The following is a 22,443-nucleotide window of genomic DNA, read 5'->3' on the forward strand; positions in this document are numbered from 1 at the left end:
GGCTACTTCGCCGACACAAACAGCGAAACGATTCCTGCGGCTATCAGTGGCCCTACCGGCACGCCACGGAAGAACGCCACGCCAATCACCGTACCAATCAGCAGGCCCCCGATAACCGACGGCTGAACGCTCATAAAACTGACGCCACGACCGCCGAGCCAGGCCACAAAAATGCCCACCAGGATAGCCACAATCGACTTCCAGCTGGCAAAGGATTTGATCAGCGCAGCGGCCGGCAGAGAGCCGCTGGCCAGCGGGGCCATCACGGCCACCGTCAGGATAATGATGCCTAAGGTAATGCCCTGTTTTTCCACGTAGGGAAAGAACTGTGCCAGCGGGGTTACTTTGATTGCCAGCAGCACCAGAATCGACAGGGTGACCGCGTTGTTGTGCACGAAATAACTCAGCACGGCGAGGCCAATCAGAATAAGCGTTGAAGCGTAAGCGGCCATGGTTTCTCCCTGAAGGTCAGTAAACGCGCCAGCTTCAGCCAGCGCAAAATCGGATCAGATCAACAGTCGTCGGGGTTAGCGCAGCTGCCCCTTGCCATCGCCTGCAGCATCTGCGCCTGATTGCGCACCAGGCTCAGACGCTGGGCGCTCAGCGCCACGCTGCCCAGAGAGCCCTGTGAACTGAGCTGGCTGTAGCCCGCCTCAAGCCAGCTGTCCCGATAGCTCAGCCAGGCGCGCTGAGCAGCACGCAGTTTATCCCGGGGTTCGCCGTTGAGGGTTTTCATCAGCCTGCCGTACTCCTTATTCATCGCCTGATCCCAGGCCTGAGTGGCGGCAGCGTAACACTGGTTCATGTCCAGCGTGGTCCGGGCGTTATTCAGGCAGCGGTCGAGCGAGGCATCTGACGGCAGATCCCCCGCTATCGTCACCGTGCTGGTCAGCAGCAGCGTCAGAAACAGGCCTGCTTTCATCGTGTTTCTCCGGGTCGGGGGTAAGCGGCGATTAGCTTGATTGATGTTTCCGTGATGATCAAGCTGTTAACACTCAATCAGGGTTAAAGTTTCGGTCCGTTACTGCCGATATCTGTTCCGTTTTAGGGCCGCTGGACATTTCGCCTATTCTCATAAACGGAAACGATCAAGATGAAACAGTTATCACTTCGCACGGGGTTGCTGGCACTGCTGGCATTTATGACACTGCTGCTGTTGGCGGTGAGTTTTATGGGTATTGTGGCAATTAACAAAGGGAACCGCTCGCTGGATGTTATCAACCGCATTCAGGGGATCGAGCTGAACAGTCTTTATCAGAGCAATGCAGATTTAATGCGGGCCCGCGCGAACGCGGCGCTGGCGGTACGAAAAATTGAAATCGGCATGCTGGAAGAGGGCGCCGCCGTCACCCGACTGTCGCAGGCGGATGTCGACTCCTCCCAGCAACAGCTCAAGCGCTTTATCGATGCCGGAACGGTAACGGCACACGGTAAAATGCTGGCGGATGCGATTTCAGCCAGCTACAAGGCCTATCTCGACCAGGGCATCAAGCCGATGATGAGCGCCCTGGACAAGCAATACACCGACGAGTATTACCAGCTGCTGGAAGGCAACCTGGCGACGCTGGCGGCCAGCTACAACAAGGCGGTCACGGACTTCAGCCAGTTCGCCGATCAGGTCACGGCGGCGCAGCTGGTGCAGGCGGCCCATAACGAAACCAAAATGAAAATCCTGATCGCCGTGGCGGTGGCCTTAACCCTGCTGCTGCTGGTGCTCGCCTGGCAACTGCTGCGCCGGATGCTGCTGCAGCCGCTGGATAGCGCGATTGTGCATCTTGAGCAGATCGCAGCGGGCGATCTCTCTCAGGTGCTGCCGCCGTCCAGCAACAACGAGCTGGGACGCCTTAACCATGCGCTGACCGGGATGCAGCAGTCGCTGCGTCACTCTGTCAGTCAGGTGCGTGAGGCGAGTATGCAGATCGACCTCGGCAGCCGTGAACTGGCCGCCGGCAACGTCAACCTGTCACAGCGTACGGAAGAGTCTGCCGCTTCGCTTGAGCAGACGGCGGCCAGCATGGAGCAGCTGACGGCAACGGTGCGGCTTAACGCCAGCAACGCTCAGCAGGCCCATCAGCTGGCAAATGCGGTCTCCGATACCGCCGACCGCGGCGCGGAGGTGGTCTGCTATGTGATGGAAAAAATGCATGAGATTACCGACAGCGCCAATCGCATCGGCGATATTCTCAGCGTGATCGACGGCATCGCGTTCCAGACCAACATCCTGGCACTCAACGCTGCCGTTGAAGCGGCACGTGCGGGCGAGCAGGGCCGTGGCTTTGCGGTGGTGGCGAATGAAGTGCGTACGCTGGCGCAGCGTAGTGCTAATGCAGCCAAAGAGATCCGCACGCTGATCAGCGATTCACAGTCGCGGGTCAAAGAGGGCAGTGAGATGGCGACGCGTGCCGGGGAAACCATGGATGAGATTTCCGGTGAGGTGATGCGCGTGACCTCCCTGATGAAGGAGATCTCCATGGCGTCTGACGAGCAGAGTCGTGGCATCGAGCAGGTGAATCTGGCGGTCACGCAGATGGACGTGGCGGCGCAGCAGAACGCGGCGCTGGTGGAGCAGGCGAAGGCCGCGACCGAGTCGCTGGAAGCGCAGTCCGATCAGCTTCAGGCAACCATGGCGCAGTTCAGATTGCAGCCAGCGTGATAAAAAAAAGGGCGCGATGATCGCGCCCTTTTTTATCTCTGCCGGATTAGCCCTGACGGCAATCCGGGAACTCAGCCAGGAAACGCTCAACGTCGTTGACCATCGCCTCATTGCCGCAGTAGAACGGGCAGCGCTGATGCAGCGTGACCGGTGGAATGTCCAGAATACGTCTCTGACCGTCGCTGGCTTTACCGCCTGCCTGCTCCGCCAGGAACGCCATCGGGTTGCACTCATAGAGCAGACGCAGCTTGCCCTGAGGATGGCTGGCGGTGCTGGGATAGAGGTAGATGCCGCCTTTCAGCAGGTTGCGATGGAAATCCGCGACCAGCGATCCGATGTAACGTGAGGTGTAAGGACGGTGCGTAGGCAGATCCTCTTCCTGACAGAACTTCAGATATTTCTTCACGCCCTGCGGGAAACGAATGTAGTTACCTTCGTTGATGGAGTAGGTGTAACCGGTCTCCGGGTAGGTCATACGTTCATGGCTGAGGCAGAAGACACCCAGCGACGGATCGTAGGTAAAGGCATGCACGCCTGCACCGGTGGTGTAAACCATCATGGTGGAGGAGCCGTAAACCACGTAACCGGCCGCGACCTGTTTGTTGCCGGGCTGCATGAAATCCGCTTCAACCACCGGGGTGCCCGGTTCGCTGACGCGATGATAGATAGAGAAAATGGTGCCGACAGAGACGTTAACGTCGATGTTAGATGACCCATCCAGCGGGTCCATTAACACCACATACTTGCCGTTCTCCTCACCTTCGAAGATGACGAACTCGTCTTCTTCCTCAGACGCGATACCGGCGACGATGCCACGCGCTTTCAGTGCGGCCTTCAGTTTTTCGTTGGCAAACAGATCGAGCTTCATCTGCTGTTCACCCTGAACATTTTCCACACCACTGGCACCGAGGATATCCACCAGACCGGCTTTATTGATGTCGCGGTGGATAATTTTGGCACCCAGCTTGATAGCTGAGATCAGCGCCGTCAGTTCCCCTGTGGCGTGCGGAAAGTCGTGCTGCTTCTCGACGATAAATTCGCCCAACGTTTTCATAACACATTCCCTGAATCTGCGATGGAGTGGCAGCACGCGTAACAGTCTGCCAACGGATGCGTACGCAGTTTAGCCGATTGAACTTCAAAAACCATAGTCCTAATCCGTTTCTTCCGTCTGCGAGCAGGGTTACACTGTGCGCCGAACTTTAGAGTAATGGATCACGTTATGCGCATTCACATCCTCGGGATTTGTGGCACTTTTATGGGCGGTCTGGCCGTGCTGGCCCGTTCACTTGGTCATCAGGTGACCGGTTCAGACGCCAACGTTTACCCGCCAATGAGCACATTGCTCGAACAGCAAGGCATTGAATTAACAGAAGGTTACGATGCGAGCCAGCTCGACCCGGCCCCTGACCTGGTGATTATCGGTAATGCGATGACGCGCGGTAATCCCTGTGTGGAAGCGGTGCTGGAACGCAACATTCCTTACCTCTCCGGCCCGCAGTGGCTGCACGATTTCGTGTTACGCGACCGCTGGGTGCTGGCGGTGGCGGGAACCCACGGGAAAACCACCACAGCCGGCATGGCAGCGTGGATTCTCGAGGCCTGCGGCCTGGAACCCGGCTTCATTATTGGTGGGGTGCCAGGAAACTTCGATGTCTCGGCAAAATTAGGAAAAAGTCCATTCTTCGTCATTGAGGCGGATGAGTATGACTGCGCCTTTTTCGACAAGCGTTCCAAGTTTGTCCATTACTGCCCGCGTACCCTGATCCTCAACAACCTTGAGTTCGATCACGCCGATATCTTTGACGACCTGCGGGCGATCCAGAAGCAGTTCCACCATCTGGTCCGGATCGTGCCGGGCCAGGGCAAGATCCTGCTGCCGGAGCATGACGCCAACATCAGGCAGGTAATGGCGATGGGCTGCTGGAGCGAGCAGGAGAGCGTGGGCGACCACGGGCGCTGGCAGGCGAAGAAGCTGACGCCCGATGCCTCGCACTGGGAAATCTGGCTCGACGGCGAGAAGGTCGGCGAGGTGAACTGGGCGCTGGTCGGCGAACACAATATGCATAACGGGTTGATGGCGATTGCCGCCGCGCGTCATGTGGGTGTGAAACCGGAAGATGCAGGCCAGGCGCTGAACAGCTTTATCAATGCGCGTCGCCGGCTGGAGCTGCGTGGCGAAGTGAACAGCATCAAAGTGTATGATGACTTTGCGCACCATCCGACCGCGATTCTGGCAACGCTGGCGGCCCTGCGCAGCAAGGTTGGCGGCAGAGCGCGCATTCTGGCTGTTCTGGAGCCGCGCTCGAATACCATGAAGATGGGCGTCAGCAAAAACGATCTGGCGCCGTCACTGGCGCGGGCGGATGAGGTCTTTCTGTTCCAGCCGCACCACATTCCGTGGCAGGTTTCTGACGTCGCCGAAGCGTGCATTCCGCCTGCGCACTGGAGCGCAGATATCGATACGCTGGTCGAGATGGTGGCGAAAGCCGCACAGCCAGGCGACTCGATTCTGGTGATGAGCAACGGCGGGTTTGGCGGCATTCACCAGAAGCTGCTGGACAGACTGGCCTGAGATGACGGGCGCCCGTAACGGGCGCTCATTTTCCGGTGACGTTCTGACGTGCTTCCTGCTACCGGCCACGACAGACCGGCTGTCCGGGCTATCAGGCTTCGGCCAGTTCGCGCAGGTACTGGAAAATCTGACGGGCTGACTTCGGCGGCTTGTTGCCCGCTTTCTCTTTCTGCGCGTTGCGGATCATACTGCGCAGCTGCTGACGGTCGGCGTCAGGATAGAGTGCAATCACGTCGCTGATCGCCTCATCGCCCTGTTCAATCAGACGATCGCGCAGCATTTCCAGTTTATGGAACAGCGCAACCTGCTGGTTGTGGCGGTTCTTGAGCTTGTCCAGCGCAACGCGGATCGGCTCGACATCAATACTGCGCAGCAGTTTACCGATCAGCTGCAGCTGACGGCGACGGCCCTCTTTCTTAATACGCTGCGCCAGTTCGATCTCGGTGCGCAGGCGCTCATCCAGCGGGATCTTATCCAGCGAGTTTTTACCCAGTTCTACCAGTTCGGCGCCCAGGCGTTTTAACTCTTCGGCATCGCGTTTAATTTCACTCTTACTGACCCAGATAATCTCTTCATCTTCCTGTTCGTCATTATCTGGCACATCGTCGAGCCACTCATCGGGCTGTCTGGTCATTTCCGGGCTCCCAAAAAAAAGAGGCTAATCCTACCAGTTTATCGGGTGACTGCGAAATTGTTCTCTGACTCTGATAGACTCAAATCATTCACACATAAGATTAGACGGCAGGTCGATGAACGTATCTACTCAGGTTGCAGAACAGCGAAAAGTACTGGAGCAGGCGATTGCGCAGGCACTTGAACTGGCTAAAGCAAGCACTGACAGCGCGGAAGTAGCGGTCAGTAAAACCACCGGCATCGGGGTCAGCACCCGCTATGGCGAAGTGGAAAACGTCGAATTCAACAGCGACGGTGCGCTGGGCATCACCGTCTATCATCAGAACCGTAAAGGCAGCGCCTCATCGACCGACCTCAGCCCGGACGCGATCAAACGTACCGTGCAGGCGGCGATCGATATTGCGCGCTACACCTCGCCCGATCCCTTTGCCGGCCCGGCGGATGCGGCGCTGCTGGCCTATGATGCGCCAGATCTGGATCTCTACCACCCGTGGGAGATCGATGCCGACCGCGCCATTGAACTGGCCGCGCAGGCCGAAGAGGCTTCACTGCGCGCAGACAAGCGTATCACCAACACCGAAGGCGGCAGCTTTAACAGTCATGTCGGCATCAAGGTGTTCGGTAACAGCCACGGCATGCTGCAGAGCTACTGCTCAAGCCGTCACTCGCTCTCCAGCTGCGTGATCGCCGAGCAGGATGGCAACATGGAGCGCGACTACGCCTACACCATCGGCCGCGCGTTTGAGGATCTGAAAAGCCCGGAGTGGGTCGGCGCAGAGTGCGCGCGTCGCACGCTCTCCCGTCTTGCCCCGCGCAAACTTCCGACCATGAAAGCGCCGGTGATTTTCGCCTCTGAAGTGGCGACCGGCCTGTTTGGTCATCTGGTCGGGGCGATCAGCGGCAGCAGCGTTTACCGGAAATCAACCTTCCTGCTGGATGCGATGGGTCAGCAGATCCTGCCGGAGTGGCTCACCATCAGTGAGCAGCCGCACCTGCTGAAAGGGCTCGCCTCGACGCCATTCGACAGCGAAGGGGTGCGCACCCAGGCGCGCGACATTATCCAGGCGGGCGTCCTGCAGACCTGGCTGCTAACCAGCTACTCCGCCCGTAAACTGGGCCTGACCAGCACCGGTCACGCGGGTGGCATTCACAACTGGCGCATTGCCGGTCAGGGCCACAGCTTTGACGATCTGCTGAAGCAGATGGGCACCGGTCTGGTGGTCACCGAACTGATGGGACAGGGTGTCAGCGCCATTACCGGTGACTACTCGCGCGGTGCGGCCGGTTTCTGGGTCGAAAATGGCGTGATTCAGTATCCGGTCAGTGAAATCACCATCGCCGGAAATCTCAAAGAGATGTGGCGCAATATGGTGACCATCGGCGACGATATCGAAACCCGCAGCAATATTCAGTGCGGTTCAGTCTTACTGCCTGAAATGAAGATAGCGGGACAATAACGACGCATTCCTGAAGCAGCCTGTTGGCTGCTTTTTTTTCGTCACAATAATAAGGAAGTAATGATGCGTAAGCAGCTAATTGCAATGTTGTCGGCTTCTCTGATGTTCTCCAGCGTCAGCCTCTGTGCGGCGGATCTGGAGCAGGATATGGACACGCTGAATGCGAACCTGAAAATCGTCAAAAAAACGGACGATGCCCGGGAGATGCAGCAGGCATTAACCCGGATGCGTGCGGCAGCGCAGGATGCGAAGCAGTCCACGCCCGATAAGCTGGAAGGTCAGCCTGCTGACAGCGCGCAGATCAAAGATTATCACGCCGGTCTCGACTCGCTGATTGCGCAGATCGACGTGGTCAGCACGCTGGCGAAAGCGAACAACGTGGAGGGCGCAAAGCGCGAAGCCGCGAAGTTTGATGAAATCCGCAATACCAACCATAAGAAATTCCGCTAATCAGACCGCCGGTCAGCCCGACCGGCGGTTTTTTCCATCACTTCTGCTTATCACCGCGCCTTAAAACGTATCGGACCTGCCGTGATGTTGCACAACATCAAGATCCGGCACGGTTAAATTCATTATTTTGCGCACAAAGAGTCATTTTTCGCACGAAGTGTGCACTCTGCGATCTGACGCACAGCCTTCACCTCCATTTCCGCTTGCTGCTGGAAATGTTGCCTCTCCACAGCGGGAGCCAGGACGGTTAATTTATTTTCAACGCGAATTATCCGGTTCAACAGGAGTAACAAGGTGAGCAATAACGGCATCCCGGTGTATGAAGCGCCACCGGAGAAAGTGCAGCAACTGGCAGAACGTGTCATGACGCAAATTGCGGCGATCTATCAGCAGCATGGTATCCAGCCCAACGCGGTTCAGCAGCAGATGCTGGAATCCCACGTCCGGGCCATGGCATCACGCTCTCTGAGTGGCGAGCCGCTGCCGGAAGTGGAAGCGGAGCTGTTTGAGGATATTCCGCCGGAAACCGTCGCGCTGGCGCAGCAGGTGGTGGATCTGTTTGGCAATCTGCCGCGTGAAGAGGCCTGGCTGCTGTCGGTTCACATTGAAGTCGCACGATCCAACAACTGAAGAGGAAAAGAACATGGTGACAGTCGTGATTGGCGATCGTTTAGGGAAAGGGCAGAAAGTGGCCGCAGGTATCGAAAAAGCGGGCGGTCGTGCGGTGGTGGTGCCGGGTGTGGCGGCGGACATGAAACTGGGTGACGTCATGAAGGCAGAAAACGCCGATTTCGGCATCTCGTTCTGCGGCAGCGGCGGCGCAGGCGCCATCACCGCGCAGAACAAATATGGCTACAAAGCGAAGCATGGCATGCGCTCTATCGATGAAGGGGTGACCGCCATCAACGAAGGGGCCACCGTACTGGGCTTCGGCTTTATGGACAAAGAAGAGCTGGGTGAGCGGCTGGTGCAGGCCTGGAACAAGAAGCACGGCAGCTGATTATGAAAGAACACTACGTTACCCAGGTGACGGTCGAGGGCAAAGGCGACACCAAAGCGAAAGCCTTCGCCGATGCCCTGAGTCGTGTGCAGAACCAGGTTCTGCGCGCGACGCAAAAAATTCTGCTGCGCATTGAACCTCAGGATGTCCGGGTGCTGCGCGCGCAGGAGAGCGTCAGAACCGAGAAGTTTCTCTTCTTCTTTCTGGCGCGCCAGCGGCGGAACTACAGCGTCACGCTGGAGATCACCGTCAGCGTCACCGTTTTCGACACCGAACAGGTGACGTTTACGGCGGCATCATAAAACAGCGCCTGTTAACGTCAGCCTGTCTGTAGCCCGCTCCTCTGCTGTCGCGCACGCGCGGCGGGCAGGCCGGAGTGAGGCGGCGGCGGCTGAAGTCTGACGGGATTAAAAAAACGACAACAAGGTACAACAACATGTTTTTAATCATTTTGTTTAAGTCGTTGATCATTGGCGGGCTGGTGGGCGTCGGCGTCGGCGCGGGTGCCGCACGCATGTTTCATGCGCCAACCACCCAGGGGATGGGCGCCTTTCGTACGCTGGGCGAGCTGAACTCATGCGAAGGCGATCCCGCTTCCCACTTCTCCTTTGGTCTCGGCTTCTTTTTCAACGCCTGGGCATCCTCTGTTGCAGCCGGTTCATTCACCCAGGATGTGGATCACCGCATCATTCCAAACTGGGGTGCGGCGGCACTGATGGTCAAAAACCGCAACGTGGCGGAAACGCTGCACAATCCGAAAAAAATGGCCATCGCCTGCGGCATTATCGGCATGGTCGTGGTCGCCTTCCTCAACTCCACCGCCTCGGCCGTTCCGGCGGCGCTTCAGGTCACGGCCGTTAAAGTGCTGGTGCCGGCGGCTAACCTGCTGGTTAACACCGTCATGCCGGTCATCTTCTGGCTGGCGGCCATCGACGCGGGCAAAAAGTCAGGCTTCTGGGCCACCATTTTTGGCGGTCTGGCACAGCTGATCATGGGCAATGCCGTGCCGGGCCTGGTGCTGGGTATTCTGATCGGCAAAGGGGTCGAAGAGAGCGGCTGGAACCGGGTCACCAAAGTGATGATGACCGCCATCGTCCTGCTGTTTGTGCTGAGCGGCTTCTTCCGCGGTTTCGATATGAAACTGCTGCAGTCCTTCCAGCTTGGCATTCCCGGCTGGCTCGACATGATCCATAACTCCGTCAGCGGCAAATAGGAGGCGATGCAATGAACGAAAATAAAGGCTTCTGGTACGCCGACTGGTCTTTCCCGATCTTTGTTGGCCTGCTCTCCGCCGGCGTGTTTGCCGGAACCCACATGTACTACCTCTATGGCATCGGCGCGTTCAACGAAGTGGCGTTTGTGTCGATGCTGCGCTCTGGCATGGAGACCGGCGTCTACGGCGCGGTCGCCGCCTTTGGTGCCAGCTTCCTGTTCGCCCGCATTATCGAAGGGTCGCTGGTGGGGATTCTGGATATCGGCGGCGCGATTCAGACCGGTGTCGGCCTGGGCGTTCCGGCCCTGCTGTTGGGCGCAGGTATCGTCTTCCCGGTGGCGAACTTTGCCGCCTCGCTGGCGACGGGTCTGGTGATTGGGGTGGCGATTGGCTACGTCATTATCCTGGCGCGTAAATTCACCATCAATCAGAGCGACTCCACCTACGGCGCAGACGTCATGATGGGCGCGGGTAATGCCTCCGGACGCTTCCTTGGCCCGCTGATTATCCTGTCAGCCATGACGGCGTCGATTCCGATTGGTCTGGGTTCACTGCTGGGGGCGCTGCTGTTCTATCTCTGGAACAAGCCGATCACCGGTGGCGCCATCCTCGGCGCCATGATGCTCGGTGCGATTTTCCCGATCGCGCTCTGATCTCACCGGCAGCCCGGTAGCGGGCTGCCGTTAAGGAGAAACCATGTACGACTTGATTATCCGCGCTGCACGACTCAGCGATGAGCAGGTGGTCGACATCGCGGTGCAGGATGGCCGCATCGCCGCCGTTGGCCGGGTGCAGGGCAGCGCACACCAGGAACGCGATCTGGCGGGTCGCTACTACCTCAGCGCAGGCTGGATCGACTCCCACGTTCACTGCTATCCCAAATCCCCCATCTACCATGATGAAGCCGATGCGATAGGCGTGGCCCACGGCGTGACGACGGTGGTCGATGCGGGCAGCACCGGTGCCGATCATATTGATGACTTTTACCAGCTGACCCGCGCGGCGCAGACCCAGGTTTATGCCCTGATCAACATCGCCCGCACCGGTATCGTCACCCAGAACGAACTGGCCGACATGAGGCAGATCGATGGCGAGGCGGTGCAGCAGGCGGTGGCCCGGCTGCCCGATTTTATCGTGGGCCTGAAGGCGCGCATCAGCAGCAGCGTGGTGGGTGAAAACGGTATCCAGCCGCTGATCCGCGCGAAGGCGATTCAGCAGCAGAGCGGCGGGCTGCCGCTGATGGTCCACATTGGCAACAATCCGCCCAATCTTGACCAGATTGCGGATCTGCTTACCACGGGCGACATCATCACCCACTGCTTTAATGGCAAACCCAACCGCATTCTGACGCCGCAGGGCGAACTTAAGGCTGCCGTTAAACAGGCTATCGCGCGCGGCGTGAAGCTTGATGTCGGCCACGGCGGTGCCAGTTTCAGTTTTGAGGTCGCCCGGGTGGCGATAGCGCAGGGCATTCTGCCCGATACCATCAGCTCTGACATTTACTGCCGCAACCGTCTGGCTGGCCCGGTTCACAGCCTGGCCCATGTCATGTCGAAATTCTTCAGCATCGGCATGACGCTGCCGCAGGTGATTGACTGCGTGACGGTCAACGCGGCGGCAGGGCTGCGGCTGCCGCGCAAGGGGCAGCTGAAAGTCGGCTATGACGCCGACCTGACCATTTTTAACGTCAAAGAGGAAAACCGGCCCTTCATCGATTCAGAAGGTGAAACGGTAACCGGTGAGAAGCATCTGGTCCCGCTGGCGGCAGTCGTCGCGGGTCAGTGGATCGCGACAGAAGAAGGAGCAGCACATGACCTCGGTTTATGAAAAGTATGGCCTGAAGCCGGTGATTAACGCCTCTGGCCGTATGACGATTCTCGGCGTCTCCACGCCGTCGAGCGACGTGATCGACACGGTGAAATATGGCCTCGATCACTACTTCGAAATGAAAGACCTGGTCGATAAAACCGGGGCTTACATCGCCGGTCTGCTGAAGGTGGAGAACGCGGTGGTGGTCTCCTGTGCCTCGGCAGGCATCGCCCAGAGCGTGGCGGCGGTCATCGTAAAAGATGACGAATGGCTGCTGGATAACCTGCATGCCGCGCCGCTCAGCGTCCCGCATCAGATCGTGGTGCCGAAAGGGCATAACGTGAACTACGGCGCACCGGTCGGCAGCATGGTGGCGCTGGGAGGCGGCCAGCTGGTAGAGGCGGGTTACAGCAATGAGTGCTCGCCCGCGCAGCTGGCGGCGGCGATCACCTCACAGACCGCGGCGATCCTCTATGTGAAATCGCATCACTGCGTGCAGAAGAGCCACCTTGATGTGGCGCAGGCCGCCGCCGTTGCGCGCCAGCACGGCGTTCCGCTGATTGTCGATGCGGCCGCAGAAGAGGATCTGCAGTGCTACTACGAGGCGGGCGCTGACCTGGTGATCTACAGCGGTGCAAAAGCGCTGGAAGGCCCGACCAGCGGCCTGGTGATTGGCCGCCACCACTACGTTGAGTGGGTCAAACGCCAGACCAACGGCATTGGCCGTGCGATGAAAGTGGGGAAAGAGGGCATTCTCGGCCTGACCCACGCGATTGAAAACTATCTGACTCAGCCAAAAATCAGCGGCGCGCAGATGGTGGAAAAAATGACACCGTTCATCGAACAGCTGAACCATCTGAATGGCGTCACAGCCCGCGTGGTGTGGGATGCCGCCGGACGTGACATCGCCCGTGCAGAGATCAAATTTGACGAAGCGGCGATCGGGCAGCGCACCGGCGATCTGGTGCAGGCGCTGAAAAACGGCGACGTCGCGATCTATTTCCGTGGCTACAAAGCTAATGAAGGGATCATTGAGGCGGACGTACGCAGCGTCAGTGCCGATCAACTGCACACCATTTTCACCCGTATTCAGACGCTGTTAACCGGAGAGAAAAACGCATGACGCTGACCCCCAACTTCTATCAGGATCGTCTCTGCCTTAACGTACTGGCGGGATCAAAAGAGAATGCGCGCGCCATCTGGCAGGCGGCCGAAGGGCATGTGCTGGTCGGCGTGCTGTCAAAAAACTATGCCAGCAATGACGCTGCTATCGCCGACATGAGCGAGTACGCTGCGCTGATCGACAACGCACTCTCAATTGGCTTGGGCGCGGGCGATCCCCGGCAGTCACAGATGGTGAGTGAGCTGGCGGAGGTGCTGCAACCCCAGCATGTCAATCAGGTCTTCACCGGCGTGGCTACCAGCCGGGCGCTGCTGGGCCAGTCGCAGACCGTCGTCAACGGTCTGATCTCACCCACCGGCACGCCGGGTAAGGTAAAAATCTCAACCGGCCCGCGCAGCGCAACACAGCCTGACGGGATCGTTCCGATCGAAACCGCGATTGCCATGCTGCAGGATATGGGCGGCAGCTCGGTGAAATATTTTCCGATGGGCGGTTTACAGGCGGTGGATGAGTATCGCGCCGTGGCAGACGCCTGCGCAAAAATGGATTTCTGGCTGGAGCCCACCGGCGGCATCGATCTGGAGAACGTCGGCGAGATCGTGCGCATTGCGCTGGAAGCGGGCGTCAGCAAAGTGATCCCGCACGTCTACAGTTCGATCATCGACAAAGCGAGTGGTGAAACCCGGATCGAGGATGTGCAGCGGTTGCTGGCGATCTGTAAAACGCTGCTGCCCTGAGGATCGCGCCGCGCGGCAGGCCGGTCGGGTGGCAGGTCGCGCACGCAACATGGACGTTGCGTCACGATCCCCGTAGGCTGAGTTTCCGTTTCCCTGATTTTCTCTGTAAACAGGTAACTGTCGTGAGATTTCCCAATCAGCGCCTTGCGCAACTGTTTGATGCCCTGCAAAACGAAACGCTGCCTCAGGATGAACTGGCGCGGCGTTTTGCCGTCTCGACCCGCACCGTACGCACCGACATTACGGCGCTGAATGCGCTGCTGGCTGAACATGGTGCGCAGTTCGTCCTGAGCCGCGGCGCGGGCTATCAGCTGAAGATTGAGGATGCTCAGCGCTTTCAGCATCTGCAGCAACACAGCGCCTCACCGCTGCGCATCCCGCGCACGTCGCCCGACCGCATCCGTTATCTGCTGACCCGGTTTCTCACCGCGGCCTATTCGCTGAAACTTGAGGAGCTGGCCGAGGAGTGGTTTGTCAGCCGCGCCACCCTGCAGAACGATATGGCGGAAGTGCGCGAGTGGCTGGGACGCTATCACCTGACGATTGAAAGCAAGCCTCACTACGGCATGAAGCTGTTCGGCAGCGAAGTGGCGATCCGAACCTGTCTGACCGATCTGCTGTGGCAAATCGATCAGTCACAGCCGGAGAGTCCGCTGCTGACCATTGAAGCGCTCAACAGCGGTATGCTGGAAACCCTCCAGCCGCTGCTGCAACGCTGCTTTGCTGAACACAATATCCGCCTCAGCGATGAGGGAGAACGCTATCTGCGGATCTACTGTGCGGTGGCGGTGCGCCGTATCAGCGAAGGCTATCCGCTTAACGATCCCGGCGCTGAGGAGATTGGGGATGACGTGCGCGAAGCGGCGCACCAGCTGATTACGCTGATGCGCCCGCTGGTCAGTAAACCGATCTCACCGGCTGAAGAGAACTGGCTGCGGGTCAACATTGCGGCACGGCGCATTCAGGCTATCGCCCCCAGCGCCATCAATGCGGATGACGCCGATGCGCTGGTGGATTACCTGCTCAGCTTCATCAACACCTACTACAACTTTAATCTGCAGAACGATCAGCAACTGCGTGCCGATCTGCTTACCCATATCAAGACCATGATCACCCGGGTGCGCTACCAGATCCATATTCCTAACCCGCTGCTCAGCAACATCAAGCAGCACTACCCCATGGCCTATGATGTCACCTTAGCGGCGGTGACCAGCTGGGGGAAATATACCCCTTACGTCATCAGCGAGAATGAGATTGGCTTTCTGGTGCTGCACATCGGTGTCGGGCTGGAGCGCCACTATGACGTGGGCTATCAGCGTCATCCCCAGGTGCTGCTGGTCTGCGACAGCGGTAACTCGACGCTGCGGATGATTGAGGCGATGCTGCTGCGCAAATACCCGCAGCTGAAGGTGACGGCACGCCTCTCTCAGCGTGAATATGAGGCGCGCAGCCGCATCGATGAGGACTTTGTGATCTCGACCATCCGGCTCAGCGAAAAAGAGAAACCGGTGGTGGTGATGTCACCGTTTCCCACCGGGTTTCAGCTGGAGCAGATCGGCAAGCTGGTGCTGGTGGATCGTACCCGTCCCTATATGCTGACGAAATATTTTGATGCTCAGCACTTTCATATCGTCGACAGGCCAATGACCCAGTCTGAACTGTTCCGGCAGTTGTGCGATCAGCTGGAGGCGGAGGGGTTCGTGGATGCTGCTTTCTATCCATCGGTGGAGGAGCGCGAAGCGATTGTCAGCACCATGCTCGGCGAAGGCATTGCGCTGCCGCACTCGCTGGGGCTGCTGGCGAAGAAAACCGTGGTCTACACCGTGCTGGCCCCGCAGGGCATCGCCTGGGGCGACGACACCGCCTATGTGATTTTCCTGCTGGCGATCAGCAAAAGCGAATATGAAGAGGCGATGGCGATCTACGATCTGTTTGTCACGTTTCTGCGGGAAAGGGCGATGATCCGCCTGCGGGAGAGCACTGACTTCAGCAGTTTCAGAGCGGTGGCGATGGATTGCCTGAGCCGCTCTTAACGCGAGGCTCTGCCGCCGTCAGTTTTTCTTCGCCAGCAGGCGCGGGATCTCACGCAGGCACCAGGCTTTGGCCTCGCCCATGCTGTCCCGCCGCCACGCCATAATAATGTCGACCTCGCGGGTATATTCCGGACTCACGACCCGCAGGCGGCCTTCCGCAATATCCTGCTCCACCAGCGGATAGGGCATGGTTCCCACGCCCAGACCCGCCAGCAGCGCACGGCGCTTGTCGTCCATGCTGCTGACGGTCAGGCGCTGCTGCTTATCCAGCAGCTGCACGGTCAGCACCGGGCGCTCACGCGCGGTATCCGCCACCGCAATGCCGCGGTATTTCACCCGCGTCACTTCAGACTGCGGTTCCGGCTCGTTATGGATCGGATGGTCGGCACTGGCGACATAGACGCTCATCATGGTGTAGAGCTTGCGGGTGTTGATCTCGGTTGAGGCGCGGAAGTGCATATCGGGGGCGATGACGATATCGGCCCGTCCCTGTTCCAGCCGCTCCCATGCCCCCGCCAGCACTTCGGTGACCAGCGAAAACTGGGTATTGGCTTTGTCGGCCAGGCGCGTCACCAGCGGAAAGAGGGCGTCGATGGGCACCAGCGCTTCGGTCACGATGGTCAGATGGGTTTCCCAGCCCCGCGCCAGCGCTTCGGCATCGGTGGTGAGTTTGTCGGCCGCTTCCAGCAGCACCCGGCCACGCTCCAGCAGCATGCGTCCCACGTTGGTAAATTTGGTGCGGTGGCCGGAGCGGTCAAACAGCACCACATCCAGCTCCTCTTCCAGCTTCTGCATGGTATAGCTGAGTGCAGAGGGCACGCGGCCCAGCTCATCGGCCGCCGCCGCAAAACTACCACGTCGATCAATCGCATCCATTACGCGTAACGATTCAAGGGTTAACGCACGCTCTTTAGCCATCCCGTTTCTCTGTCAGGAAATTTGAACATGCCCGGCAGATTAACTGGCTAACAATCCGGCGTCCAGACTTTTACCATGTGTGCATAGAGTCCGTGACCGATCCTCGTCACCGGATGCCGGAGGTAAATAATGATAACGACACGCAGTGCGTCCGCATGTGGCCAGGCCGACTTTGGCTGGTTGCAGGCCCGCTACAGTTTCTCTTTTGGCCACTATTTTGATCCAAAACTGATGGGCTACGCGTCACTGCGCGTACTGAATCAGGAAGTGCTGGCACCAGGGGCCGCCTTTCAGCCGCGCACCTATCCGCAGGTCGATGTGCTTAACATCGTGCTGCAGGGCGAAGCGGAATATCGCGACAGCGAAGGCAACACGATCAGCGTGCAGGAAGGGGAGGCGTTGCTGCTCTCAGCCCAGCCGGGGGTCAGTTACACCGAAATCAACCTGAGCAAAGAGCGCCCGCTGACCCGTATGCAGCTGTGGCTGGCCGCCTGCCCGGAGCGTGAGAATCCGCGGATGCAGAAACTGGCCCTGACGGCGGGCCGCACCTCTCAGCTGATCGCCTCGCCGGATGGCGTGGATGAGAGCCTGCAACTGCGTCAGCAGGTGTGGATCCATCAGGTCGAACTGGCACCGGGCGAGCAGCATGCGCTGCATCTGCAGGGGCCGCGCGCCTATCTGCAGTCGATTCACGGTTCGCTGGAAGCCCGATCGGGTGCAGCGCATCGGGAAGCGCTCGGGTGCGGCGACGGTGCCTTTCTGCAGGAAGAGTCGCTGCTGACGCTGACGGCGAAAACGGCGACCCGGGCACTGGTCATAGACATCCCGGTCTGATCCTCAGGCAATAAAAAAGGCGGCCATGGCCGCCTTTTTTGCGTCTTACGTGTTACTTCAGCAGGGTAAAGGCAGTGGTGACGTGCTTCACGCCACTGACGCGGCTGGCGATATCGGCCGCCGCCTGCGCTTCCTGTTGCGTCACCAGACCCAGCAGGAACACTTCGCCATTCTCGGTGGTCACCTTCACGTTGGAGGATTTCACCTGATCGCTGCCCAGCAGCTGCGAGCGGATCTTGGTGGTGATCCAGGTGTCTGACGAGGTGGTGCCGAGCGTCACTTTCTGACCAATGCGGATCTCGTTATAGACCTCGGTGGCGCCATCCACGCCCATGGTGATCTGTTTGGCACGATTGGCGATCTCCTGCGACGGCGCCTGACCGGTCAGCAGCACTTTGCCCTGATAGGCGGTGGCGATGACGCGGGCATCGGTTTTGATCTGCTGATCTTTCGCCAGCGCATTGGTGACGCGCAGCTCCAGCGTGCCGTCATCCACCTGCGTGCCGACCGTACGCGGGTCGGTGGCGGTTTTGGTGGCAACCGCTGCACCACCGGCAACCACGGCGACACAGCCCTGCAGCAGCATGGCGGTTAACAGAATAGCGATAGCGTTCAATGCTTTCATTCGTGCTCCTTCGGTCATTCCTGATGGGGAAAGAGGGTGTTATCGATCAGATCGCATAAGCAGTTAACGGTGAGCATATGCATCTCCTGAATCCGGGCACTGCGGTGTGAGGGAATGCGGATTTCCACATCCTGCGGGCCCAGCAGTCCGGCAAGCTCACCGCCATCATACCCGGTAAGCGCAACGATCGTCATATCGCGTGTTACCGCGGCTTCAACGGCCTTCACAATGTCGCGGGTGTTGCCACGGGTTGAGATGGCCAGCAGCACATCACCTGCGTGGCCCAGCGCGCGCACCTGCTTGGCATAAATTTCATCGTGCAGGCGATCGTTACCAATCGCGGTCAGCATCACGTTGTCTGCACTTAACGCCAGCGCCGGCAGGCTGGGGCGCTCGGTTTCGAAACGGTTGATCATGCTGGCGGCGAAGTGCTGGGCATTGGCGGATGAGGCGCCGTTGCCGCAGCTCAGGATCTTATTGCCGTTCAGCAGAGATTGCACCAGCGTCATGGCCGCACGGGAGATGGCATCGGGCAGCGCCTCAGCGGCAGCAATCTGGGTCTGAATACTTTCAGTAAAACACGCTTTAATTCTTTCCTGCACACAACCACCTGGTTCTAAACGTCTGCATTAAAGGCATCCGGCAGCCACTCGAGCGCCGTGCCGGTAATGGCGATGATGTCGAAACGGCAATTCACTGTTGCAAAACTGCCGCCGCGTTGCGCCAGCCAGAGAGCGGCAGCGCGCAGCAGCTTCTGCTGTTTGCTGCGGGTGATGCTGGCGAGTGCGCCACCGTAGCGCGCATCGCGGCGGTAACGAACTTCGACAAACACCCAACAGTGCCCGTCACGCATTATCAGGTCAAGTTCACCCCCGCGAAAGTGAACATTGCTGGCGACCCATTTCAGGCCCGCCTGCTCCAGATAGCGCCGGGCATCTTCTTCATACCGGGCGCCAGTCTGACGGCGGGTCAGTTGGCCGGTGCGATTTCGCCCCGACGATACTGGTTCCATGTCAACTTCCTGTTGATCACACAATCCGTGTTGGCGCTGAGCTTACCGGTGTTGCCATCCAGCGTATAACCCGGTGACTGACGCATCTGGTTAAAGTGATTGGCCAGCGTCCAGGCATCCATCCCCATGGCATAGAGGCGCACCAGCGAGTAGTCATTGTTGAATGACTTCGAGGTCTGCTGCATCAGGCCCGGATTGCTGCCGGAGAGCAGAGGAATATCGCTGAACTGCAGGCCATCCATCTCCAGACGGAAATCGGGACCGGCACCCGCCTGCGCGCTGCGCGAGCTGGCATAGAGCGAAATGTTGCTGCGGCTGCCGGTGCGCATGGCGATCATCGGCTTAATCAGCTGCAGCTCATCCTGGGTGGAAACGATATAGACCGCATCAACGCCTCCGCCGCTGCTGGTGCTGACGGCCTCTGGCGTGCTCTGCTGCGGTGCCGGAATGGTCAGGCCGGCAATGGACACACCCTGCTGCTGCTGGGCAGGGGCCGCATTCACCGGCGTGCCTGACAGGCTGATGCCCGCGCCACTGTTGATGCCCTGCTTCAGCTCAGCGGTCGAGCCAAAGCGCTGCTGCATCACGGTACCGCCACCCAGCGTCTGCCACTCCTGCGCGAAAGCATTGGTGACGCGATCGCCCAGACCGCTGCGCGGAACCAGCAACAGCGGCTCGCGTTTGCCCTGATCCCAGATATGGTGCGCGGCATCGCGCGCTTCGTCTTCAGGAGAAAGCGCAAAGTAGCAAATATTCGGATGGTTCTGGATCGTTTCCGGCTCGTTAAGCGCCAGAACATTGAGTGGCGTCTGACTGTTAGCCACTTTCTCCACGTTGCTCTTCAGCAGTGGCCCCACCACGAGGGTGGCGCCATCCTGCTGGGCCTGCTGCATCACCTGCTCAATCGGCTGGCTGCTGGTGTCATAGACCTTAATCTGAGCGTTGCTGGCCGGTTCGGCAGTGGCGGCAGGCTGAGACTGAGGCTGCGCCTGCGGGGTGGCCTCAGCCGCCTGCTGTTGCGGCGCGCTAATCGGGTCGGAAGCCGAGCCGGCGACAGCTGCCGGTTGCGTGCTGGCCGTGCCATCCGTCGCGGCGGGCTGTGCGGCGGCCGGTTGGGCGGCAGGGGCGGAGACGCCATTCTTCGCGTCAGTAAAGCCTTTCTGGATCGCATTCGCGAAGACCTGCGCCTGACCATTCATGGGCAGCAGCAGCGCGATAATGCTGGTTGAGGCTTTGGTGTAGTTCTGCATCTGGCTCAGCTGCGTCGGCAGCGTTTTGGCCGCCGGATTCTGGGGATAGCGGGTCTGCCAGTCTTTGATGCCCGACTTAAGCATCCCGGCATCCTGGGTGTTAGCCCGCCAGACGGCAAGCAGGTCGAGCCAGCCCTGCAGCACGTTTTCATCGGCGTTAATGACCAGGTTGCTGGCCTCCTGCGGCGACATCTGCGTCAGCGCCTGCCAGGTAGCATCGATGTTAGCCTGATGGTCGCTGCCGGTCAGCAGCGGCTCCTGCGCAATGTAGGTGCGCAACAGGGAGAGAGAAGGGCGACCCTGTGCACTGGCGATCTGCAGGCTGTAAAAACGCGCCAGCTGATCCTTCGATAATGCACCGGTTTTCACGTCAGCCAGCAGTGGCTCAGCCTCTTTGATCTTCTGCTGGGCAATCAGCAGCTGCGCTTTCAGCAGCAGCGATTCCTGCTGCTGCGTCTCAGAGAGCTGCTGCGGCAGCTGACTCAGTTGCTGGGTCGCTTCAGGATACTTTCCTTCCTTCAACAGGGCGCGGATTGCGAGTAATTGCCAGTCGGTCTTGCTATCATCGCTGCTTTGCTGCGCCTGCTGCAGATAGTAAGCGGAGCTGGCTGTGGCAGGCCCCTGAATATTGACGGTTGAGGTTTGCGGCCCCTGACCGCTACACGCGGCTAAAATCAGCCCAGCAAGAATGACAGGCAGAAAGCGTCCTGCTTTATGACGAACGACTTTTGAAGGAAGCATACTGTATCCAGTGATGTTTTTTTCAAGATGCTCAATATTAAATCGGCAATTCGGATGAAACAATGAAACAACTCGATCGGGCAGAGATTTCTGCCAGCACGCTCTACATCGTTCCAACCCCGATTGGTAATTTGGGTGATATCACCCAGCGGGCGCTGACGGTGCTTTCGAGCGTCGATCTGGTCGCTGCGGAAGATACACGTCATACCGGGCTGTTGCTACAACATTTCGCCATCAATGCGCGACTCTTCGCACTTCACGATCACAACGAACAGCACAAGGCTGAACTGCTGATTGCGAAGCTGGAGGAGGGTCAAAGCATAGCCTTAGTTTCGGATGCTGGCACGCCGCTGATCAACGATCCGGGCTACCATCTGGTGCGCCGCTGCCGCGAAGCGGGCATCCGGGTGGTGCCGCTGCCAGGCGCCTGTGCCGCCATTGCGGCGTTAAGTGCCGCCGGGCTACCGTCCGATCGTTTCTGTTACGAAGGGTTTCTGCCGGCCAAAACCAAGGGGCGTTGTGACGCTCTGCGTGCGCTGGTGCAGGAGCCGCGTACGCTGATTTTCTATGAGTCCACCCACCGTCTGATCGACAGCCTGCAGGATATGGTGAGTGAGCTAGGCGGGGATCGCTATGTGGTGCTGGCGCGTGAGCTGACCAAAACCTGGGAGTCGATCCACGGTGCGCCGGTGGCCGACCTGCTGGCGTGGGTAAAAGAAGATGAGAATCGTCGCAAAGGCGAGATGGTGCTGATCGTTGAAGGCCACAAGGCCGATGACGAGGACGCGCTTCCGGCGGATGCGCTGCGAACGCTGGCGCTGCTGCAGAAAGAGCTGCCGTTAAAGCGGGCGGCTGCGCTGGCGGCTGAGATCCACAGCGTAAAGAAAAATGCGCTTTATAAGTATGCGCTGGAGCAGCAAGAGGCGTGACAAATGCGGGCGAATGCCCTATTATCCCGCGCCGAAGCTGACCAGACAGTCGCCGCTTTGTCGTCGTCCTCACTTGTGGGGAGACGGGCAGAGGGGAGGAAAGTCCGGGCTCCATAGGGCAGGGTGCCAGGTAACGCCTGGGAGGCGCAAGCCTACGACCAGTGCAACAGAGAGCAAACCGCCGATGGCCCAGAAATGGGATCAGGTAAGGGTGAAAGGGTGCGGTAAGAGCGCACCGCGCGACTGGCAACAGTTCGTGGCACGGTAAACTCCACCCGGAGCAAGGCCAAATAGGGGTTCACAAGGTACGGCCCGTACTGAACCCGGGTAGGCTGCTTGAGCCAGTGAGCGATTGCTGGCCTAGATGAATGACTGTCCACGACAGAACCCGGCTTAACGGTCAGCTTCGACTTCTTACTAAAAAACCCCGCTCCGGCGGGGTTTTTGCTTT

Annotated in this window: 24 protein-coding genes and 1 other RNA gene; 16 read left to right on the top strand and 9 right to left on the bottom strand. The window is 59.0% G+C overall.

The window, feature by feature from the left end; all coding sequences use genetic code 11:
• Nucleotides 1–2 precede the first annotated feature (2 nt).
• Together OJ965_RS05280 and OJ965_RS05285 are read right to left on the bottom strand one after the other, a co-directional pair.
• Complete coding sequence (locus tag OJ965_RS05280; protein WP_046102597.1) at nucleotides 3–452, bottom strand: DUF441 domain-containing protein; 450 nt, start codon at nucleotides 450–452, stop codon at nucleotides 3–5.
• Between the two features lie 59 nt (nucleotides 453–511).
• Nucleotides 512–922: a lysozyme inhibitor LprI family protein gene (locus tag OJ965_RS05285; protein WP_111208590.1), complete on the bottom strand. Its 411-nt coding sequence runs from the start codon at nucleotides 920–922 to the stop codon at nucleotides 512–514.
• 171 nt (nucleotides 923–1,093) lie between these two features.
• Here OJ965_RS05285 and OJ965_RS05290 point away from each other — a divergent pair, with 171 nt between their 5' ends.
• Nucleotides 1,094–2,653: a methyl-accepting chemotaxis protein gene (locus OJ965_RS05290; RefSeq protein ID WP_009087420.1), complete on the top strand. Its 1,560-nt coding sequence runs from the start codon at nucleotides 1,094–1,096 to the stop codon at nucleotides 2,651–2,653.
• A 46-nt stretch (nucleotides 2,654–2,699) separates the two neighbouring features.
• On the opposite strand, the gene fbp is transcribed toward OJ965_RS05290, so the two are convergent.
• On the bottom strand, nucleotides 2,700–3,707 hold the full coding sequence (gene fbp / locus OJ965_RS05295; protein ID WP_009087416.1) for a class 1 fructose-bisphosphatase: 1,008 nt from the start codon (nucleotides 3,705–3,707) through the stop codon (nucleotides 2,700–2,702).
• 168 nt (nucleotides 3,708–3,875) lie between these two features.
• On the opposite strand from fbp, the gene mpl reads away from it, so the two are divergent.
• Complete coding sequence (gene mpl, locus OJ965_RS05300; RefSeq protein WP_009087414.1) at nucleotides 3,876–5,228, top strand: UDP-N-acetylmuramate:L-alanyl-gamma-D-glutamyl-meso-diaminopimelate ligase; 1,353 nt, start codon at nucleotides 3,876–3,878, stop codon at nucleotides 5,226–5,228.
• Nucleotides 5,229–5,319: 91 nt separating this feature from the next.
• Here the strand turns inward: mpl and yjgA are convergent, their stop codons facing one another.
• Nucleotides 5,320–5,862: a ribosome biogenesis factor YjgA gene (yjgA, locus tag OJ965_RS05305; RefSeq protein ID WP_009087413.1), complete on the bottom strand. Its 543-nt coding sequence runs from the start codon at nucleotides 5,860–5,862 to the stop codon at nucleotides 5,320–5,322.
• Between the two features lie 115 nt (nucleotides 5,863–5,977).
• Between yjgA and pmbA the strand changes: the two genes are divergently transcribed.
• The 11 genes from pmbA (at nucleotide 5,978) to OJ965_RS05360 (ending at nucleotide 15,683) form a co-directional block, all read left to right on the top strand.
• Entirely contained in the window at nucleotides 5,978–7,318 is a 1,341-nt protein-coding gene (gene pmbA / locus OJ965_RS05310; protein WP_009087411.1) for a metalloprotease PmbA, read from the top strand.
• 63 nt (nucleotides 7,319–7,381) lie between these two features.
• A complete protein-coding gene (gene cybC / locus OJ965_RS05315) occupies nucleotides 7,382–7,768 on the top strand; it encodes a cytochrome b562 (protein ID WP_046102594.1) in 387 nt (128 codons plus the stop codon).
• Nucleotides 7,769–8,062: 294 nt separating this feature from the next.
• Nucleotides 8,063–8,398 carry a glycine dehydrogenase gene (locus OJ965_RS05320; protein ID WP_009087405.1) on the top strand — a complete coding sequence of 112 codons (336 nt, stop codon included), beginning with the start codon at nucleotides 8,063–8,065 and terminating at the stop codon, nucleotides 8,396–8,398.
• Nucleotides 8,399–8,411: 13 nt separating this feature from the next.
• The gene (locus OJ965_RS05325; protein ID WP_009087404.1) at nucleotides 8,412–8,768 is read left to right on the top strand and encodes an SFCGS family glycine-rich protein; all 357 of its coding nucleotides are present in this window, start codon (nucleotides 8,412–8,414) and stop codon (nucleotides 8,766–8,768) included.
• 2 nt (nucleotides 8,769–8,770) lie between these two features.
• Entirely contained in the window at nucleotides 8,771–9,070 is a 300-nt protein-coding gene (locus OJ965_RS05330) for a DUF4312 family protein (RefSeq protein ID WP_009087401.1), read from the top strand.
• Nucleotides 9,071–9,204: 134 nt separating this feature from the next.
• Nucleotides 9,205–9,981 carry a DUF4311 domain-containing protein gene (locus OJ965_RS05335; protein ID WP_009087399.1) on the top strand — a complete coding sequence of 259 codons (777 nt, stop codon included), beginning with the start codon at nucleotides 9,205–9,207 and terminating at the stop codon, nucleotides 9,979–9,981.
• A gap of 11 nt (nucleotides 9,982–9,992) precedes the next feature.
• Entirely contained in the window at nucleotides 9,993–10,634 is a 642-nt protein-coding gene (locus tag OJ965_RS05340) for a DUF4310 family protein (protein ID WP_265138166.1), read from the top strand.
• Between the two features lie 43 nt (nucleotides 10,635–10,677).
• Nucleotides 10,678–11,808, top strand: a complete 1,131-nt coding sequence (locus OJ965_RS05345) for an amidohydrolase/deacetylase family metallohydrolase (RefSeq protein ID WP_265138168.1) — start codon at nucleotides 10,678–10,680, stop codon at nucleotides 11,806–11,808.
• Complete coding sequence (locus OJ965_RS05350) at nucleotides 11,792–12,913, top strand: DgaE family pyridoxal phosphate-dependent ammonia lyase (protein ID WP_154929171.1); 1,122 nt, start codon at nucleotides 11,792–11,794, stop codon at nucleotides 12,911–12,913. Before OJ965_RS05345 ends, OJ965_RS05350 begins: the two co-directional genes overlap by 17 nt.
• Nucleotides 12,910–13,650 carry a 2-dehydro-3-deoxy-phosphogluconate aldolase gene (dagF, locus tag OJ965_RS05355; protein ID WP_009087391.1) on the top strand — a complete coding sequence of 247 codons (741 nt, stop codon included), beginning with the start codon at nucleotides 12,910–12,912 and terminating at the stop codon, nucleotides 13,648–13,650. The genes OJ965_RS05350 and dagF overlap by 4 nt, the downstream gene beginning before the upstream one ends.
• Before the next feature lie 122 nt (nucleotides 13,651–13,772).
• Nucleotides 13,773–15,683 carry a BglG family transcription antiterminator gene (locus tag OJ965_RS05360; protein ID WP_009087389.1) on the top strand — a complete coding sequence of 637 codons (1,911 nt, stop codon included), beginning with the start codon at nucleotides 13,773–13,775 and terminating at the stop codon, nucleotides 15,681–15,683.
• An 18-nt stretch (nucleotides 15,684–15,701) separates the two neighbouring features.
• Here OJ965_RS05360 and OJ965_RS05365 read toward each other — a convergent pair whose 3' ends face one another.
• On the bottom strand, nucleotides 15,702–16,601 hold the full coding sequence (locus tag OJ965_RS05365; RefSeq protein ID WP_009087386.1) for a LysR family transcriptional regulator: 900 nt from the start codon (nucleotides 16,599–16,601) through the stop codon (nucleotides 15,702–15,704).
• A gap of 129 nt (nucleotides 16,602–16,730) precedes the next feature.
• On the opposite strand from OJ965_RS05365, the gene OJ965_RS05370 reads away from it, so the two are divergent.
• Nucleotides 16,731–17,435: a pirin family protein gene (locus OJ965_RS05370; RefSeq protein WP_154929170.1), complete on the top strand. Its 705-nt coding sequence runs from the start codon at nucleotides 16,731–16,733 to the stop codon at nucleotides 17,433–17,435.
• A 52-nt stretch (nucleotides 17,436–17,487) separates the two neighbouring features.
• Here OJ965_RS05370 and dolP read toward each other — a convergent pair whose 3' ends face one another.
• From dolP to OJ965_RS05390, 4 genes are read right to left on the bottom strand one after another with little or no spacing between them, the layout of a single operon-like run.
• Entirely contained in the window at nucleotides 17,488–18,060 is a 573-nt protein-coding gene (dolP, locus tag OJ965_RS05375; protein WP_111208112.1) for a division/outer membrane stress-associated lipid-binding lipoprotein, read from the bottom strand.
• A gap of 14 nt (nucleotides 18,061–18,074) precedes the next feature.
• Nucleotides 18,075–18,662: a DnaA initiator-associating protein DiaA gene (gene diaA, locus OJ965_RS05380; protein ID WP_003855538.1), complete on the bottom strand. Its 588-nt coding sequence runs from the start codon at nucleotides 18,660–18,662 to the stop codon at nucleotides 18,075–18,077.
• A gap of 14 nt (nucleotides 18,663–18,676) precedes the next feature.
• A complete protein-coding gene (locus tag OJ965_RS05385) occupies nucleotides 18,677–19,072 on the bottom strand; it encodes a YraN family protein (RefSeq protein WP_009087381.1) in 396 nt (131 codons plus the stop codon).
• Nucleotides 19,030–21,063 (bottom strand): penicillin-binding protein activator, encoded by a 2,034-nt coding sequence (locus tag OJ965_RS05390; RefSeq protein ID WP_058956502.1) that lies wholly within the window; start codon nucleotides 21,061–21,063, stop codon nucleotides 19,030–19,032. Before OJ965_RS05390 ends, OJ965_RS05385 begins: the two co-directional genes overlap by 43 nt.
• 62 nt (nucleotides 21,064–21,125) lie before the next feature.
• Here OJ965_RS05390 and rsmI point away from each other — a divergent pair, with 62 nt between their 5' ends.
• Nucleotides 21,126–21,992: a 16S rRNA (cytidine(1402)-2'-O)-methyltransferase gene (gene rsmI, locus OJ965_RS05395; protein ID WP_265138172.1), complete on the top strand. Its 867-nt coding sequence runs from the start codon at nucleotides 21,126–21,128 to the stop codon at nucleotides 21,990–21,992.
• 33 nt (nucleotides 21,993–22,025) lie between these two features.
• An RNA gene (rnpB, locus tag OJ965_RS05400) (RNase P RNA component class A) lies at nucleotides 22,026–22,404 on the top strand.
• Nucleotides 22,405–22,443: the final 39 nt, after the last annotated feature.

Origin of the sequence: Pantoea anthophila (genome assembly GCF_026104315.1) — a bacterium.
Lineage (GTDB): Bacteria > Pseudomonadota > Gammaproteobacteria > Enterobacterales > Enterobacteriaceae > Pantoea > Pantoea anthophila.

Excerpts from the sequence above, each read along its gene's own strand:
- OJ965_RS05280 (WP_046102597.1), bottom strand. The coding sequence starts at position 452 with ATGGCCGCTTACGCTTCAACGCTTATTCTGATTGGCCTCGCCGTGCTG.
- OJ965_RS05285 (WP_111208590.1), bottom strand. The coding sequence starts at position 922 with ATGAAAGCAGGCCTGTTTCTGACGCTGCTGCTGACCAGCACGGTGACG.
- OJ965_RS05290 (WP_009087420.1), top strand. The coding sequence starts at position 1,094 with ATGAAACAGTTATCACTTCGCACGGGGTTGCTGGCACTGCTGGCATTT.
- fbp (WP_009087416.1), bottom strand. The coding sequence starts at position 3,707 with ATGAAAACGTTGGGCGAATTTATCGTCGAGAAGCAGCACGACTTTCCG.
- mpl (WP_009087414.1), top strand. The coding sequence starts at position 3,876 with ATGCGCATTCACATCCTCGGGATTTGTGGCACTTTTATGGGCGGTCTG.
- yjgA (WP_009087413.1), bottom strand. The coding sequence starts at position 5,862 with ATGACCAGACAGCCCGATGAGTGGCTCGACGATGTGCCAGATAATGAC.
- pmbA (WP_009087411.1), top strand. The coding sequence starts at position 5,978 with ATGAACGTATCTACTCAGGTTGCAGAACAGCGAAAAGTACTGGAGCAG.
- cybC (WP_046102594.1), top strand. The coding sequence starts at position 7,382 with ATGCGTAAGCAGCTAATTGCAATGTTGTCGGCTTCTCTGATGTTCTCC.
- OJ965_RS05325 (WP_009087404.1), top strand. The coding sequence starts at position 8,412 with ATGGTGACAGTCGTGATTGGCGATCGTTTAGGGAAAGGGCAGAAAGTG.
- OJ965_RS05330 (WP_009087401.1), top strand. The coding sequence starts at position 8,771 with ATGAAAGAACACTACGTTACCCAGGTGACGGTCGAGGGCAAAGGCGAC.
- OJ965_RS05335 (WP_009087399.1), top strand. The coding sequence starts at position 9,205 with ATGTTTTTAATCATTTTGTTTAAGTCGTTGATCATTGGCGGGCTGGTG.
- OJ965_RS05340 (WP_265138166.1), top strand. The coding sequence starts at position 9,993 with ATGAACGAAAATAAAGGCTTCTGGTACGCCGACTGGTCTTTCCCGATC.
- OJ965_RS05345 (WP_265138168.1), top strand. The coding sequence starts at position 10,678 with ATGTACGACTTGATTATCCGCGCTGCACGACTCAGCGATGAGCAGGTG.
- OJ965_RS05350 (WP_154929171.1), top strand. The coding sequence starts at position 11,792 with ATGACCTCGGTTTATGAAAAGTATGGCCTGAAGCCGGTGATTAACGCC.
- dagF (WP_009087391.1), top strand. The coding sequence starts at position 12,910 with ATGACGCTGACCCCCAACTTCTATCAGGATCGTCTCTGCCTTAACGTA.
- OJ965_RS05365 (WP_009087386.1), bottom strand. The coding sequence starts at position 16,601 with ATGGCTAAAGAGCGTGCGTTAACCCTTGAATCGTTACGCGTAATGGAT.
- OJ965_RS05370 (WP_154929170.1), top strand. The coding sequence starts at position 16,731 with ATGATAACGACACGCAGTGCGTCCGCATGTGGCCAGGCCGACTTTGGC.
- dolP (WP_111208112.1), bottom strand. The coding sequence starts at position 18,060 with ATGAAAGCATTGAACGCTATCGCTATTCTGTTAACCGCCATGCTGCTG.
- OJ965_RS05385 (WP_009087381.1), bottom strand. The coding sequence starts at position 19,072 with ATGGAACCAGTATCGTCGGGGCGAAATCGCACCGGCCAACTGACCCGC.
- OJ965_RS05390 (WP_058956502.1), bottom strand. The coding sequence starts at position 21,063 with ATGCTTCCTTCAAAAGTCGTTCGTCATAAAGCAGGACGCTTTCTGCCT.
- rsmI (WP_265138172.1), top strand. The coding sequence starts at position 21,126 with ATGAAACAACTCGATCGGGCAGAGATTTCTGCCAGCACGCTCTACATC.